General features: G+C 75.4%; 16 protein-coding genes and 1 pseudogene. 6 read left to right on the top strand and 11 right to left on the bottom strand.

From position 1 onward, the window contains the following. Window positions 1-8: 8 nt before the first annotated feature. The gene (locus ACGF7U_RS08015; protein WP_393104221.1) at window positions 9-926 is read left to right on the top strand and encodes a carbohydrate ABC transporter permease; all 918 of its coding nucleotides are present in this window, start codon (window positions 9-11) and stop codon (window positions 924-926) included. Between the two features lie 53 nt (window positions 927-979). Here ACGF7U_RS08015 and ACGF7U_RS08010 read toward each other — a convergent pair whose 3' ends face one another. From ACGF7U_RS08010 to ACGF7U_RS07990, 5 genes are all read right to left on the bottom strand, one after another. After that, a complete protein-coding gene (locus ACGF7U_RS08010; protein WP_393104219.1) occupies window positions 980-1,831 on the bottom strand; it encodes a S1 family peptidase in 852 nt (283 codons plus the stop codon). 147 nt (window positions 1,832-1,978) lie between these two features. After that, window positions 1,979-3,721, bottom strand: a complete 1,743-nt coding sequence (locus ACGF7U_RS08005; protein WP_393104217.1) for an exo-alpha-sialidase — start codon at window positions 3,719-3,721, stop codon at window positions 1,979-1,981. Window positions 3,722-3,840: 119 nt separating this feature from the next. After that, a complete protein-coding gene (locus ACGF7U_RS08000) occupies window positions 3,841-4,737 on the bottom strand; it encodes a LysR substrate-binding domain-containing protein (protein WP_393104215.1) in 897 nt (298 codons plus the stop codon). Between the two features lie 307 nt (window positions 4,738-5,044). Next, window positions 5,045-5,560: a 2'-5' RNA ligase family protein gene (locus ACGF7U_RS07995; protein WP_393104213.1), complete on the bottom strand. Its 516-nt coding sequence runs from the start codon at window positions 5,558-5,560 to the stop codon at window positions 5,045-5,047. 23 nt (window positions 5,561-5,583) lie between these two features. After that, complete coding sequence (locus tag ACGF7U_RS07990) at window positions 5,584-6,630, bottom strand: NAD(P)-dependent alcohol dehydrogenase (RefSeq protein WP_393104211.1); 1,047 nt, start codon at window positions 6,628-6,630, stop codon at window positions 5,584-5,586. A gap of 193 nt (window positions 6,631-6,823) precedes the next feature. Here ACGF7U_RS07990 and ACGF7U_RS07985 point away from each other — a divergent pair. Further along, a pseudogene (locus ACGF7U_RS07985) lies at window positions 6,824-7,000 on the top strand (glycogen debranching N-terminal domain-containing protein); the annotation flags it as partial. Window positions 7,001-7,146: 146 nt separating this feature from the next. Here the strand turns inward: ACGF7U_RS07985 and ACGF7U_RS07980 are convergent. After that, window positions 7,147-7,977: a hypothetical protein gene (locus ACGF7U_RS07980; RefSeq protein WP_393104209.1), complete on the bottom strand. Its 831-nt coding sequence runs from the start codon at window positions 7,975-7,977 to the stop codon at window positions 7,147-7,149. Between the two features lie 105 nt (window positions 7,978-8,082). Then, window positions 8,083-8,580 (bottom strand): DinB family protein, encoded by a 498-nt coding sequence (locus tag ACGF7U_RS07975; RefSeq protein ID WP_393104207.1) that lies wholly within the window; start codon window positions 8,578-8,580, stop codon window positions 8,083-8,085. 132 nt (window positions 8,581-8,712) lie between these two features. Here ACGF7U_RS07975 and ACGF7U_RS07970 point away from each other — a divergent pair, with 132 nt between their 5' ends. The 3 genes from ACGF7U_RS07970 to ACGF7U_RS07960 all read left to right on the top strand — a co-directional run bounded on the left by ACGF7U_RS07970 (window position 8,713) and on the right by ACGF7U_RS07960 (window position 10,548). After that, window positions 8,713-9,621 (top strand): DUF72 domain-containing protein, encoded by a 909-nt coding sequence (locus ACGF7U_RS07970; protein ID WP_393104205.1) that lies wholly within the window; start codon window positions 8,713-8,715, stop codon window positions 9,619-9,621. Between the two features lie 132 nt (window positions 9,622-9,753). Continuing rightward, window positions 9,754-9,942 (top strand): hypothetical protein, encoded by a 189-nt coding sequence (locus ACGF7U_RS07965; protein ID WP_393104203.1) that lies wholly within the window; start codon window positions 9,754-9,756, stop codon window positions 9,940-9,942. 75 nt (window positions 9,943-10,017) lie between these two features. Beyond that, window positions 10,018-10,548 (top strand): DinB family protein, encoded by a 531-nt coding sequence (locus ACGF7U_RS07960; RefSeq protein ID WP_393104201.1) that lies wholly within the window; start codon window positions 10,018-10,020, stop codon window positions 10,546-10,548. A gap of 26 nt (window positions 10,549-10,574) precedes the next feature. Here the strand turns inward: ACGF7U_RS07960 and ACGF7U_RS07955 are convergent, their stop codons facing one another. Further along, the gene (locus tag ACGF7U_RS07955) at window positions 10,575-10,880 is read right to left on the bottom strand and encodes a hypothetical protein (protein WP_393104199.1); all 306 of its coding nucleotides are present in this window, start codon (window positions 10,878-10,880) and stop codon (window positions 10,575-10,577) included. A gap of 245 nt (window positions 10,881-11,125) precedes the next feature. Beyond that, window positions 11,126-11,749 (bottom strand): hypothetical protein, encoded by a 624-nt coding sequence (locus tag ACGF7U_RS07950; RefSeq protein WP_393104197.1) that lies wholly within the window; start codon window positions 11,747-11,749, stop codon window positions 11,126-11,128. 225 nt (window positions 11,750-11,974) lie between these two features. On the opposite strand from ACGF7U_RS07950, the gene ACGF7U_RS07945 reads away from it, so the two are divergent. Continuing rightward, on the top strand, window positions 11,975-12,145 hold the full coding sequence (locus tag ACGF7U_RS07945) for a hypothetical protein (protein ID WP_393104195.1): 171 nt from the start codon (window positions 11,975-11,977) through the stop codon (window positions 12,143-12,145). Between the two features lie 46 nt (window positions 12,146-12,191). Here ACGF7U_RS07945 and ACGF7U_RS07940 read toward each other — a convergent pair whose 3' ends face one another. Together ACGF7U_RS07940 and ACGF7U_RS07935 are read right to left on the bottom strand one after the other, a co-directional pair. Next, window positions 12,192-13,055: an alpha/beta fold hydrolase gene (locus ACGF7U_RS07940; RefSeq protein WP_393104193.1), complete on the bottom strand. Its 864-nt coding sequence runs from the start codon at window positions 13,053-13,055 to the stop codon at window positions 12,192-12,194. 52 nt (window positions 13,056-13,107) lie between these two features. Continuing rightward, on the bottom strand, window positions 13,108-13,761 hold a 654-nt coding region (locus tag ACGF7U_RS07935; RefSeq protein ID WP_393104191.1), incomplete at its 5' end, for a glycosyltransferase family 9 protein.

Genomic DNA, 13,761 nt, shown 5'->3' with positions numbered 1-13,761 from the left:
GGCCGGTCGTGACGGCCGCGGTCGAGCGGACGGTCGCCGCACCCGTACCCGCCGCGCCGGAGGCCGCCGAGCGCCGGCCCGCGGCCGGGGAGGCCCGGCGGCCGGTCTGGCAGCGGGTGCTGTTCGTGCTCGCGCTCGTCGGCGCGGCCGTCGTGTTCACGCTGCCGTTCGTCTGGCTGATCAGTGCCTCGCTGCGCCCCCGCGAGTACGTCTTCTCCACCGGGTTCCTGCCCACTCCGTTCGCGCCCGAGAACTACACCGAGGCGTGGCAGGCGGTGCCGATGGTCACCTGGCTGTTCAACAGCCTGGTGGTCGGCGTCGCGGCGGCGGTCGCGGTGACGCTGTCCAGCGCGTGGGTGGCGTTCGGGTTCGCGTACTTCCGGTTCCCCGGGCGGGATGTCCTGTTCGGGCTGGTGCTGGCGACGATGATGCTGCCGTTCGCGGTCACCATGATCCCGACGTACCTGATCTGGTCGGAGCTGCGGCTGACCGGCACCCAGGTGCCGCTGTGGGCGGGCAACCTGTTCGGTTCGGCGTTCTACATCTTCCTGCTGCGGCAGTTCCTGCTCTCGCTGCCCCGCGAGTACTTCGAGGCGGCCCGGGTCGACGGGGCGAGCTATCCGCAGCTGTTCTGGAAGCTGGCCTTCCCGTTGATCCGCCCCGCCCTGCTGGTGGCGTTCGTCTTCGAGTTCAAGGCGAGCTGGACGGATCTCATGAAGCCGCTCATCTACCTGCGCGACGAGGAGCTGTACACCCTGCCGCGCGGGCTGAAGGTGGTGCTGGACCGCTTCGGCTACGGCGGCGAGCAGCAGTGGGAGATCGTGCTCGCGGGCGGCGTCATCGCGACCGTGCCGATGCTGGTGCTGTTCTTCCTCGCCCAGCGCCACTTCGTGGAGGGCATCGCCACCACCGGCCGCAAGGGCTGATCCGTCGGGCCCGGCCCGTCGCGCGGATCGGGCCGGGCCCCGCGGGTGGCCGGTCAGGGGATCGTCAGGCCGTACGCGGCGAGGATCTCGGTGATCGGCTGGTAGTAGGTGGTGCCGCCGGTGGTGCAGTTGCCGCTGCCTCCGGAGAGGATGCCGAGGATGGTGCCGGTGGCCGCGACGTAGAGCGGCCCGCCGCTGTCGCCGGGCTCGGCGCAGATGTTGGTCCGGATCAGGCCGGACACGGTGCCCTGGGCGTAGTTGACGGTCGCGTTGAGCCCGGTGACCGAGCCGCAGCGCACGCCCGTCGTGGCACCGCTGCGGCAGACGGCCTGGCCGACGTACGCGTTGCCGGCGCCGTAGACGGTGAGCAGCCCGGGGTGGGTGTAGACCGCGCTGGGGCGGGCGATCGGGCTGGTGTAGCGGACCAGCCCGTAGTCGTTGCCGGGGAAGCTGGTGGCGGTCCGGGCACCGAGGACGGTGGTCTGCGCGCCGTCGGCGTACCAGGTCGAGGCGGCGACGGTGCAGTGGCCGGCGGTGACGAAGTAGGCGGTGGTGCCGCTGCGGACGTTGGCGCCGAGCGAGCAGCGTCCGCCGCCGCCGTAGACGGCCTCGCCGCCGGCGATGAGGATGCGCAGCCGGCCCGGCTCCCGGCGCAGCAGCGCCCCGGCGCGCGCGGCGGTCGCCCGCAGTGCCGCCACGTCCCGGGCGGAGACGGTGTCGTCGACGGTCAGGGTCATCCGTCCGGTGGCGGGGTCGAGCCCCCAGGCGGTGCCGGCGGTGCGTACCGCCGCGAGCGCGGCCGCGGCGCGGTCGGGGTCGGCGCGGTCGGGGGCGGCGTGGGCGGGCGCCGGCAGGCCGAGCAGCAGCGCGGCGAGCAGGAGCAGGGCGAGCGGGAGACGACGCATCCGAACCTCCGATAGATCCATCTCTGTCGATTCTGTAAGGATCCACCCGCCGCCGGGACGCGGACAAGGCGCGGGCCGCCCGAGTTCCCCGCCGCTGCTCGCCGGAGGCGGCCCCGGCGCGCGAGGCGTGCCGGGGCCGCGCCGCGGTCAGGCGCCGCGCACCCAGTCCACGGTGAACCGGGCGAAGACGATCTGACCCGCGCCGATCTCGTAGAGGTTGCCGACCTCGCCGTTGGCGAGCACCGCCATCGTCGAGTACCCGGCCGCCCCGGGGCGGACCAACGCACGGGCCGGCCAGCTCGCCCCGTCGTCGGTGGACAGCCGCACCGTCAGGTTCTCCCGCGCCGTCGGGTGCGCGTTGTTGCTGAACAGCGCCGTGCGGGTGCGCACCGGCGCCCCGTTCGGGCCGACCTGCGCCGGGGTCAGGTACGACAGCTCGTCGGCGTTGCACAGCGGGTCGGTCAGCTCGGCGCTGGCCGTCGTGGCCCCGAACGTGGCGCCGCCGTCGGCGGAGGTCGAGTAGTGGCGGTTCCGGGTGCTGTTGTGCCGCATGTTCTGCGCGATCGCGCCGGTGCCGCGTTCGACCGCCTTGCTCTCGTTGACGTTCGCCCCGGCGGAGCCGCCGCGCCGCCAGGTGCGGCCGTGGTCGTCGCTGTAGACGTTGGCGGCGTGGCTGGTGCCGGCCGCGTCCCGGTAAGCGATCGGCTGCACCAGCCGGCCGCTGCTGGTCTGGATGCCGTGCCCCGAGGAGAAGAACACCTGTCGCCAGGCCGGGTCCTTGACCGCCGGGTTCAGCTCCACCGGCGCGCTCCAGGTCGCCCCGTGGTCGGTGCTGGTGACGTACCGCAGGTGCAGGCTGTTCGGGTCGTCGGCCGCGTTGCTGCCCGACGCGCCGGACCAGAAGCTGATGCCCGGACGGGGCGAGTAGGTGTAGAAGCAGTAGACGGTCCCGGTCACCCGGTCGACGAGCAGGCTCGGGTCGCCGACGCCCTCGCTGGTGGTCGGCGGGGCCAGGATGACGCGGGGCTGCTCGAAGGTGCGGCCGCCGTCGGTGCTGCGAGTCATGGCGAGCTGGATGTTGTTGGTGCCGCCGCCGAGGTCGTACGAGCCGTCGACCCGGGCGTCGGCGACGGCGATGACCGTGCCGTTGCCGGTGACCGCCAGGCCCGGGATGCGGACGGAGGCGGCGGTGCCGTCGTACCGGCCGTTCGGGCCGTTCAGGCCGCGGATGACGGTGCCGCTGCTCATCAGCGTGGTGTGGTTGAGCCGCGGGGTGCCGGGGGAGAGGCCGCAGGTGGCGGTGCCCCGGTGGGTGGTGTCGAAGCCGGTCGCGGTGGTGCGCAGCTCGTACGCGGTGCCCGGTGGGACCGTCCAGAAGTGGACGGTGTTGCCGCCGGCGGCGACGGTGCGGGTCCACGGCGACCCGGACCGGCCGGGCCAGGTCACGGTGAACGTCCGGCTGGTGGCGGTGCGGTTCTCCAGGGCCAGTTGGAGGCGGCCGGCGGTGCAGTCGACGCTCACCAGCGCGGACATGCCGGTGCCGCAGTGGAAGATGCCGTCGATCTGCTCGTCGAGGCCGTTCGGGGTGGTGGTCCGCAGCGTGTACGGGGTGCCCGCCGCCAGGGTCCAGTAGAGCTCGCTGGCGGCGCCGGGGGCCACGGTGCGGGTCCACGGTGAACCGGAGCGGTTGGGCCAGGTGACCGTGAAGGTCTGCGACGCGGTGCTGCGGTTGTCGAGCAGCAGCGTCAATCGGTTGGTGGCGCAGTCGGCGCCGACGGTGGCGGTCACGCCGGCGGGCGCCGCGGACGCGACCCCCGGGGTGGCGAGCGCGCCGGCGACGGCGGCGAGCACCGTGGCGAGGGCGAGGGGTACGGCTCGGGGCAGGGGCACGGGCACCTCCAGGCGAAAGTCATAAGACGTAAGACGTCTGATGACGGTAGGTGCCGTGCCGCTCCGGGTCAAGACATCGACGGAGAGTGGTATGGAACGGGCCCCGGCGGCCCGGGACGTCAGCCGCGCGCGGCGGCGGCGTGCCGGAGCGCGTCGAGCAGGCCGCGCAGGGCGGGCTGGTCCAGCGCGGGCTCCCGGACCGCCGCGTGGATCGCCCGGACCGGCCGCGGGTTGCGCAGCGGGCGTACGACCACGTCGGGGTGCGGGCTGTCCAACGCGGTGCGTGGGACCACCCCGACCCCGAGGCCGGCGGCGACGAACGCCTGCGTCGTCGGGTAGTCCTCGCTCTCCACCGCGACGTCGGGGCTGAAGCCCGCGGCGCCGCACGCGTCCAGCACGGCCTCCCGGCACGGGCCGGTGGGCTCGCTGCCGACCCAGGGCTCGTCGGCGAGATCGGCCAGGTCGAGGGCCGGCCGGGTGGCGAGCCGGTGCCCCGGCGGCAGTACGGCCAGATAGGGGTCGTCGAGCAGGTGGACGAGTCGCACGCCGTCGCGGGCCTGCCCCCGGCGGTGGACGACGATGGCCAGGTCGGCCTCGCCCCGCTGCACCTGCGGCAGCGGGTCCTCGGGGTCGACCAGCCGCAGGTCGACGCGGACGTCCGGGTGGTCACGGCGGAAGCGGGCCAACGCCGGCGGCACCAGGGCGGCGCCCGCGGTGGCGAAGTAACGGACGGCCAGCCGCCCGGTGCGCCCGGCCCGCAGCTCGGCGAGGGCGGTCTCCGCCTCCGCGAGGTGCCGGCTGATGACGGCCGCGTGCTCGGTCAGCAGCAGCCCGGCCGCTGTCGGGCGCACCCCCCGGCCGGACCGCTCCAGCAGCGCGGCGCCGGCCTGCTTCTCCAGCGCGGCGATCTGCTGGCTGACCGCGGACGGGGTGTAGCCCAGGTGGGTCGCCGCCGCCGTCACCGACCCGCTGGTCACCACCGCGCGCAGAACCTGCATCCGCCGTACGTCGAGCATGTAGCACACCTTAACAGTGCGACAGAGGCGTTCAGTTGTCCTGTCGGGCTGGCCCGGGGCGCGGTGGAGCGCGACGGGCGGACGGTCGACGATGGGGGTGGCGATGGGCGGGGGACGACCGTCGATTCCGAAGTGGCCGGCGAGCTGACCGCGACGACGCCCCCACCCGGTCGCCGCGCCCGGCGGTGGCCGGGGGCCGACGGCGCCTCGGACGGCGGTGGGGATCCGCGACGATGCGGCGTGCGGTCGGAGTCCTGGACGGCGTGCGCCGGATGTTCGACGTGCCGCCGGCTCCGGCGGCCGGGCCCTAGGGCAGCGGGACGGAGATGCCCCGGGCGTGGTCGGTGAGGGCCGCGCCGACCACCGTCGCCTCCAGCGGCAGCACCTCCAGGCAGCGCCGCACGGCCGCGGCCATCAGCGCGTTCGGCACCCGCATCGACAGCGTGCAGTGCGGCACCCAGCGCCCCGGCTGATAGTGCTCGACCAGCCCGATCCCGGCCTCGGCCAGCCGGCCGTGCACCCGCGCGTGGTGAGCGAGCAACTCTGCGGTGGGGGTCGGGCCCAGCCAGAGCACGCGGCCGACGAACTGCCCGGCGTGCTGGAAGCTCAGCCGCAGCGGCGCGGCCACCACCGTGTCGCGCAGCGCCGCCGCCACCCGCTCCGGATCGAAGCGGGGCGCGACGGCGAGCGACACGTGCGGCCGGTGGCGCTGCTCCAGAAGCGAGCGCATGCTCTGCACGCCCTCGGACTCCAGCGCGTCCCAGAGCACCCGGATCCGTCGGGTGGCGTCGGTGTCCAGGTAGAGCTCCAGCGCCGCGACCACATGATCACTTTAGGGGGCGGTGGTCAGGGCACGACGACGGCCCGGCCCTCCAGCGTGCCGTCGCGCATCTTCCGGTACGCGACGACCGCCTCGTCGAGCCGGAACGTGTTCGACTTCGGCCGCACCAGGCCCCGGGCGCCCAGGTCGAGCACCTCGATGAGTTCCGGCCGGCTGCCCCAGTAGGTGGTCTGGATGCTCACCTCGTACGGCACGCCGAAGTAGCTCACCGGCAGGGTGCCGCCGCCGATGCCGACGATGGTCAGGTCGCCGACGGTGCGGGCGGCGGCGGCGCCGAGCGCGAGGGTGGCGTCGACGCCGACGAAGTCCAGCACCACGTCGGCGCCCCGGCCTCCGGTGGCCCGGCGGATCTCCTGGGCGGTGTCCCCGCCGGAGAGCATGCTCAGGTCCGCGCCGAACTCCTCGCCGAGCTTCAGCGCCTCCTCGCGCGTGTCCACCGCGATCACCCGCGTCGCGGTGGTGGCCTTCAGGATCTGCACGCCCACGTGGCCCAGCCCGCCGACGCCGATCACCACGGCGGTGCTGGTCGGGCCGAGCTTCTCCCAGGAGCGGCGGATCGCGTGGTACGGGGTGAGGCCCGCGTCGGTCAGCGGCGCCGCCGCCACCGGGTCGAGCCCCTCCGGCAGCGGCACCACGTGCCGGGCGTGCGGCACCAGCATGTACTCGGCCATGCCGCCGTCCAGGCCGAGGCCGCCGCCCCCGCCGGGCACCGGCGCCTCGGCGATGTTCTCGCAGTACGGGTCGACGCCCACCCGGCAGCGGGCACAGGTGCCGCAGCCCCACGGGCCGTACACGGCAACGGGCTGGCCCACCGTCAGCCCGGTCACCCCGTCGCCGAGGGCGTGCACCCAACCCGCGTTCTCGTGCCCGAGCGTGAACGGCGGGTTCCACGGCACCGCGCCCGCCTCGAAGTCGTGCATGAGGTGCAGGTCCGAGTGGCAGGCGCCGGCGCCGCCGATCTTCACCACCACCTGCCCGGGACCGGGGGTCGGCTCGTCGACCTCGACCAGCTCGGGTTCCGACTTCCAGTTCGGCAACCGCAGCGCGCGCATGGGATGTCTCCTGTCCTCCGGTCTTCGGCTCCGCCCGCCTGCCCGCTCAGCACCCGGCCAAACGACCCGCCGGATCCCACCCCTTCGGGGTGAGCCGGGCTCACCCCCGCCGGTGCCAGCCTGCCAGGGGTGCGATGACGACGTCGGCGACGGAACACCTGCGCGGGCTGGGCTCCGGTCGCCACCCCGACCGATGAGGCAGGAACGGGTGCACGTGCTGGCGGGCAACGCGTTCGCGATCAGCGACGCGCAGGGGGACATGGAACCTGATCGGCAGGCGCCGGTCGGGCTCTTCTCGTTCGACACCCGGTTCCTGTCCCGCTGGCTGCTCACCCTCGACGGCGAGCGGCTGCACGCGCTCTCCCGCGACGCTGGCCCTGAAGCCGGACGGCACGCCGGTGGAGACGCTCACGTCCAACATCGGGCACCTGCTGTGGAGCGGCCGTCACCGCACGGTGGCGGCGTCGCACCACCACGCCGTGGCGGCCGGGGCCACGGCCGCGCGGGCGGCACGGGTCAGCGCCCGTCGCCGCTGCTCGCGGTGGGGCGGCCCGGCTCGGGCGACACCTGGACGGAGCCGGGCGAGACCTGCACGGTGCCGGGCGTGACCTGGACGGCGCCCGGCGCCGAGGGCCGGCCGGCCGGAGCCGACGGCGATGCCGTGAGCCGCCCGGACGGCCGGACGGTCGGGTTGGCCTCGGGCCGGTCCGTCGGCGTGGCACCCGGCGCGTCGGAGCGCCCCGGGTCGTCGCGCAGCAGGCGGTCGCAGTAGCCGGCCACCTTGCCGCGCCCGCCGGCCGCGCGGACGAGGTCGCCGAAGACCGGCTTGTCCAGGACGCGGCCCGGATCCTCCCCGCCAGCCCGGAACGCCCGGCACAGCACCGCCACCGACGCGCTCGGCTCGGGCCGACCGTCCACCGTGGTGGCCGACGCGGACGGCTGACCGGGAGCCGCCGTGGGGGAGATGACCGGGGCGGGCACGGGCGGCACGGGCGCGGGGGTGGTGGCCGGGGCGGGGCCGTCCAGCGGGTTGGGCAGCGCGCCGCCGGTGGCGGCGAAGGCCACCCCGCCGGTGACGGCGAGGGCGACGCCGGCCAGCGCGGCGCGGACGCCGAGTCGGGCGAGGACCGGGACCCGGCCCCGCTCCGGCGCGGCGGCGGGCGTGCCGGAGCGGGCGAGCCGGTACGCCCGCACCGCGGCGTCCTCCCCGGCGAGCTCACCGGCGCGGGGCGCGGCGCGGACCGCTGTCAGGAGCGACGCGAGAGGGCGCGGAGCGTCCTGCGGGTCGACGACCGGACCGCCGAGCAGCCGCTCGACGGTCTCCTGGTCCATCCGGTGTGCTTTCATCTCGTGTCCCTCAGCGCCACCCGCCCTCGGGGCGTCACACGGATCGGGTGTGACGCCCGACAAACGCCGGGCCGGAGACGACGCGGAGGATGCCCTCCGGGCAGCTCAGCCCATGGTCTTGGCGCCGTCGATCGCCTCGCGGAGGATGTCGGCGTGGCCCGCGTGCTGGGCGGTCTCGGCGATCAGGTGCAGCAGGACGCGGCGGAACGACCAGATCGCGCCGGGCTCGAACCAGGGCGCCTGCGGCAGCGGGTGGGCGGCGTCGAGGTCGTGCGTGGCGATCAGCTCGTCGGTCGCGGCGGACACCCGGTCGTAGTCGGCGAGCAGCCCGGCCAGCGTCTCGCCGTCGTTCATGCGGAACTGCCCGGCCCAGTCGAGGGGCTCGCTGTTCATCGCCTCGGCGCCACCGACCGCGAACCGCGCCCACCGCTGCTCGACCGTCGCCACGTGCTTGATCAGCCCGCCCAGGCACAGCTCGCTGACCGTGCTGCGGGTCGCCGCCTGCTCGTCGGTGAGCCCGGCGACGGTCTGCCGCAGGAACCCGCGGTGCAGGCGCAGCGTCTGCACCAGCTCGGCCCGCTCTCCGGTCAGCTGCTCGGACATGGTCATCCCGTCGCCCTTCTCCGGTCCGCAAGTCGGGAGTCACCTTAGGGCCCGCCACCGACAGGGACGGCACCCGAAGCCGGTTTCGGCCAGCGGTTGCCGATTCGTCCGATCCGGGGTTCAGTGAACTACATGGGTGTGATCAAGGTGGGCACGTCGTCGTGGGCGGACCAGATGCTGCTGCGCTCCGGGTGGTATCCGCGCGCGGCGAACACCCCGGCCGGCCGGCTCGGCTTCTACGCCGGGCGGTTCCCCCTGGTCGAGGTGGACACCTCCTACTACGCGGTGCCCGTACCGGAGACGACGCAGGCGTGGGTCGACGCCACGCCGGAGGGATTCACCTTCGACGTCAAGGCGTTCAGCCTCTTCACCGGCCACCCGACCCCGGTGGCGGCGCTGCCCCGCGACCTGCGTCCGGCCGGCGGGCCGAGCCGGATCCGCCGCCGGGACCTGCCCGCGGCCGCGTACGACGAGCTGTGGGACCGGTTCCGGGCGGCGCTCGACCCGATCGCGGCGGCCGACCGGCTCGGCGCGGTCCTGCTCCAGTTCCCGCCGTGGCTGGCCCGCGGCGCCGCCGCCGAGCGGCGCATCGCCGAGCTGGCCGAGCGCTGCCGCCCGTGGCGGGTCGCCGTCGAGCTGCGCCACGGATCGTGGTTCGACGGCACGGCGGCGGTGGAGACGCTCGGCTTCCTGCGGGCGCGCGACGTGTCGTTCGTCTGCGTGGACATGCCGCAGGGGCATCCGTCGTCGGTGCCGCCCATCCTGTTCGCCACGGCGGAGCTGGCGGTCGTCCGCTTCCACGGGCACAGCGCCGCCTGGGGGACCGGGGACAAGCAGGAGAAGTTCCGCTACGCGTACGGCGACGAGGAACTGCGCCGCTGGTCGGAGCTGCTGACCGAGCTGGCCGGGCAGGCCGGCGAGCTGCACGTGCTGTTCAACAACTGCTGCGGCGACCAGGCCCAGCGCGACGCGGAGCGGCTGGCCGGGCTGCTGGGCGTCGAGCCGGTGGGACGCCCGGCGCGGGCGGCCGCCGCCTCCTGACGGCGGGCGCGCGAACCGCGTTCCCCGCAGCGGGTGGCCCGGCCCACCAGCAGGGTGACCTCGCGGGCGGGAGGTTTCCCGTGGGGCGGGTCGGGTACCGCCGGTGGCGTCGAGCGACGGGAGGGACGACAGATGACCGAGCGGCAGGAGCGGCCGGGAGACGGGATGCCGGGCGTACCGCGGGACGCGGCGGCGCGCGAGACCCGGGAGGCGCAGGAGGCGCACGGCGGCAGCATGGCGCCCGGCGTGGTGGACGACACCGGTCACCCGGTCGCGTCCGACGAGCCGGGGGTCACCAGCGAGGGGACCGCCGGCGGCTGATCCGGGGACGGCTGACCGCTGCCCGGGCCACTAATTCGGTCGAACCGGGTAACAGTCCTCCGACATGATCGTCGGATGTCGGTTTCCTCTCGCGCTCTCGTGCGCTGGCAGTTCGACCTGACCTGGTCGCTGTTCGAGTACCACCTGGAGCGCCTCGAGCCGGCGGACTTCCTCTGGGAGCCGGCCGGCCACTGCTGGACGGTACGCCGGGGCGCGGACGGCGGCTGGACACCCGACTGGGCCGACACGGAGCCCGACCCGGTCCCGGTCCCGACGATCGCGTGGCTGACCTGGCACATCGGCTGGTGGTGGACGGTGACCGTGGACCACCTGCGGGGGCGAGGGCCCCGGCAGCGCACCGACGTCCGGTGGCCGGGCGCGGGCGAGCCCACCGTCGCCTGGCTGCGCGGGCTGCGCGCCGAGTGGCATGCCGTCCTCGACGGACTCACCGACGCCGACCTCGACCGCACCGCGCCGTTTCCGTCGCAGGACGACCCGGAGTACACGGTCACGCACATGCTCGGCTGGGTCAACGCCGAGTTGATGAAGAACGCCGCCGAGATCGGTCAGCTCCGGCTGCTGCGGGCGGCGGGTCCCGGAGCCTGACCCCCGCCGGGCGGGGAACAGGTGGCTCAGGAGCGGCGGCCCCGGGTCCGCAGCGCGTCCTCCGTCCGCTCCTCGACGTCGGCGGCATCGGGGAAGGTCCGTCGGGACGGCGCCGGGTCCGGGGGCGCGCCGGGACCGGCCGGCATCGTACGGGTCGGTTCGATCGATCCGAGGCCGTGCCGGCCCGCCGGCCCCGACGGTCCCGCCGGCTCGCCGGCGCGTCGGTCCCCGCGCCGCCCCTCCGGCACGGCGGTCTCCTCGCTGCCCTCGTCCATCGGGTCGTGCTCACCGGTGCCCCAGGGCGGCTCCGCGTCCAGGCCGTCCCTGGTCACCCACGGCGTGGTCGATTCCGGTGTGCGCCTGTTCCCGCTGCGTCCGTCTCCTGCCGCCATGGTCACCTCGCTGGTCGGTCCGCCGATACCGGGCCCGATTGCCCGTCCCGGAGCAGGTCATGCCTGCGCCGGCGCCACCGGGCGGGCACGCGCCGCCCGGTACGGGCGCACCCGGACCCGGGGACACGCCGAGCGGCGCCCCGCCGCCGAGGAGTCGGCGGGACGCCGGGGGCGCGTCGCCCGCGTCAGCGGCCGGACATCGACATCCGCTTCTTCTTGGTCGAGCCCATCGCCATCAGCGCGCCCATCCCCTTCGGCAGCCCGCCCGCGCGGCCGAGCATGCCCCGGAACACCTCGCCGGGCTTCTGCTGCTCGCCCATGTAGGCGGTCACCACGATGAGCGCCCCCGTCAGCGCGGGGACCGCCCACTGGAGCATCCGCATCTGCCGCTGGCTCGACGCCACGTTCGACGGCGTCTGCGAGTTCGGTTCGGTGACCCCCTCCACCGGCGGGCCGCCGGCCTTCTCCAGCTTCATACCGAGCAGCCGGCTGTAGCCGGTCACGGCCAGCGCACCGACCGTCAGCGCGGTCTTCAGTGTGCTGGCCCGGCCGACGCCGGACTGGGCGGCCACCCGGGGGCTCTCCGTCACCAGTTCGCCGACGGCGCCCGCGAGGTGGGCGCCGATCGCGGCCGCGTTCACCGGGGTCCACCGGGCCCAGCCGGCCGAGGCCATCGGCAACCGCTGGGTCGAGTCGTTCATCTGTGCCGCCGCGCCGTTGACGCCGAACGCTCCCATCAGGGAGCCCCCGAACCAGGCCGCCAGGCCCAGATCGTGCATCGAGCGCAGTGCGGTGTGCCGTTCGGACATCTGATCCCCTTCCACCGTGTCGGGCGGTGCGGCATACCCGCCGCCCGGTCGGCTAATCCCGTCCGTCACCTGCTGATACGGCACGGCCGCGCGGATACCGGGGAAGACCGGGTGGCGGTGGCGTCGCCGCCCGGCCGGGGCGACCCGGCGTGCCGGCCGGGAGGAGTCGGCGGGCCGGTGGCGGGTAGATCGCCTGACGGAGGAAATGAGCGAGGGGGGAAGAGGATGTCGCAGCCCGAGGAGAGCCGGGAGAAGACCGCCTCCACCGACGCGGTGCTGATGCACCCCGGCAACGATCCGCGCAAGACGACCGCCCAGGTGCCGCCGCCACCCGAGCACGGCGAGACCCGCGTCGAGCGGGACGGCGAGATGGTGCCCGTCGAGACCGACGAGTGAGCGTGCCCCCGGGCGGCGGGGAGCCGCCCGGGGCACGTACGGACGGTCAGCGGGCGGGCAGGTCCGCGGCGAAGCGGGCCACCCGGGCCGCCAGCGGCGCTCCGGCGCGTACCCAGGTGAAGTGGTCCATCCGGGCGCCGGCCTGCGTCGCGGTGTAGCGCTCGCGCACGACGGGCGCCGCGGCCAGCTTCGCGCAGAGGTGGTCGAGCGTCTCGTGCGGGGTGTACTGGTCGTCGTCGACGCTGATCGCGAGCACGGGGGTGCGCAGCCTCCGCACGGCCGCGTCGGCGTCCACCCCGTCCAGGCGGGGGAAACGGCCGGTGCGCGCGGTGTGCGCCCAGTCCCGGATCACCCCACGCGCCTGTCGGCCGCCGAAGCCCCAACCGGGCCAGACGCCGAGCAGCCGGGCCGTCGCCGCGATCCCCTGGGTGTACGGCAGGACGCCGTACCCGCGCAGCCCCGGGTAGGTGCGCCACCACGGCAGGCCGACGGCGACCAGGGCCAGCCCGTCGACGTCGTGGTCGCCGTGCACGGCGAGGTGCAGCAGCGCGGCCTGCCCGCCGAGTGAGTGCCCCAGCAGCAGCGTCTTCCGCCCGTCGCGCCGGGTCTTGAGCGCCGCCAGCACGGCGCCCACGTCGGCGGCGAGTTCGGCGTAGCCGTATCGGCAGGCGCGGCTCGGCGGCGGGGTGCTCTCCCCGGTGCCGCGCAGGTCGGCCACCGCCACGGCGAGACCGGCGGCGCGCAACTCGGCGGCGAACGGCCGGTAGTAGCGCGCGCGGACGCCCATCGCGGGCGAGATCAGCACCAGCGGGGCGTCGGCGACGCCGTCCGGTTCGGGGTAGACCTGGAGCCCGATCCGGGCCCCGTCCACGTCCACGAACTCCTGCCGGTATTCCCCCGTCGCGCTCATCGCCTCAGGCTACGGCCGAGGCTACCCGGGGGTAACCGGTGGGTGGCGGGGGTCACCCGACGGGCGCCGTCGCCCCGTCGGCCCGCGCCGCCGGGACGCGCCGGCCGCCCCGACCGCGCTCGGCCCGGTCGACGGCGGCGAGGACGTCCGGCACGTCGAGCGCCGCCAGCGCCGGATGCGGTACGGCGTCCGCCGGCCCCGCCAGCGGTCCCGCCCAGAGGGCCTGGTGCCACGGCCGGTCCGGCGGCGGGCCCCAGAGCGCCGGCGACACCGGGCCGAACAGCAGGACCGACGGGGTGCCGTACGCGGTGGCGAGGTGCCCGATGCCCGTGTCCCCGCTGATCACCAGCCGCCCGTGGGCGACCAGCGCGGCCAGCTCGCCGATCCCGGTCTCCCCGGCCAGCACGGCGGTGTCCGGCAGCCCGGCACCGCGCGCCACCTCAGCCGCGATCGCCCGCTCGCCCGGGGTGCCGGTGACCACCACCCGGTGCCCCCGGCGGGCCAGCTCGCGGGCGACCGCCGCGAACCGGCTCGGCGGCCAGCGCCGCGCCGCCGCCTTCGCGCCGGGGTGCACGATGCTCACCCCGGTCGGCAGTCCGCCCGCCGCCGGTCGGCGCAGGGCGAGGTCGCCGCGGTCGGCGGGGATCCCGTACCAGCCGAGCAGCCGGCACCAGCGGTGCACCTCGTGCTCGTCGTCGTCCCAGTC

This window comes from Micromonospora sp. NPDC047670 (assembly GCF_043204915.1).
Lineage (GTDB): Bacteria > Actinomycetota > Actinomycetes > Mycobacteriales > Micromonosporaceae > Micromonospora.
This window is presented reverse-complemented; position numbering and strand designations above follow the sequence as displayed.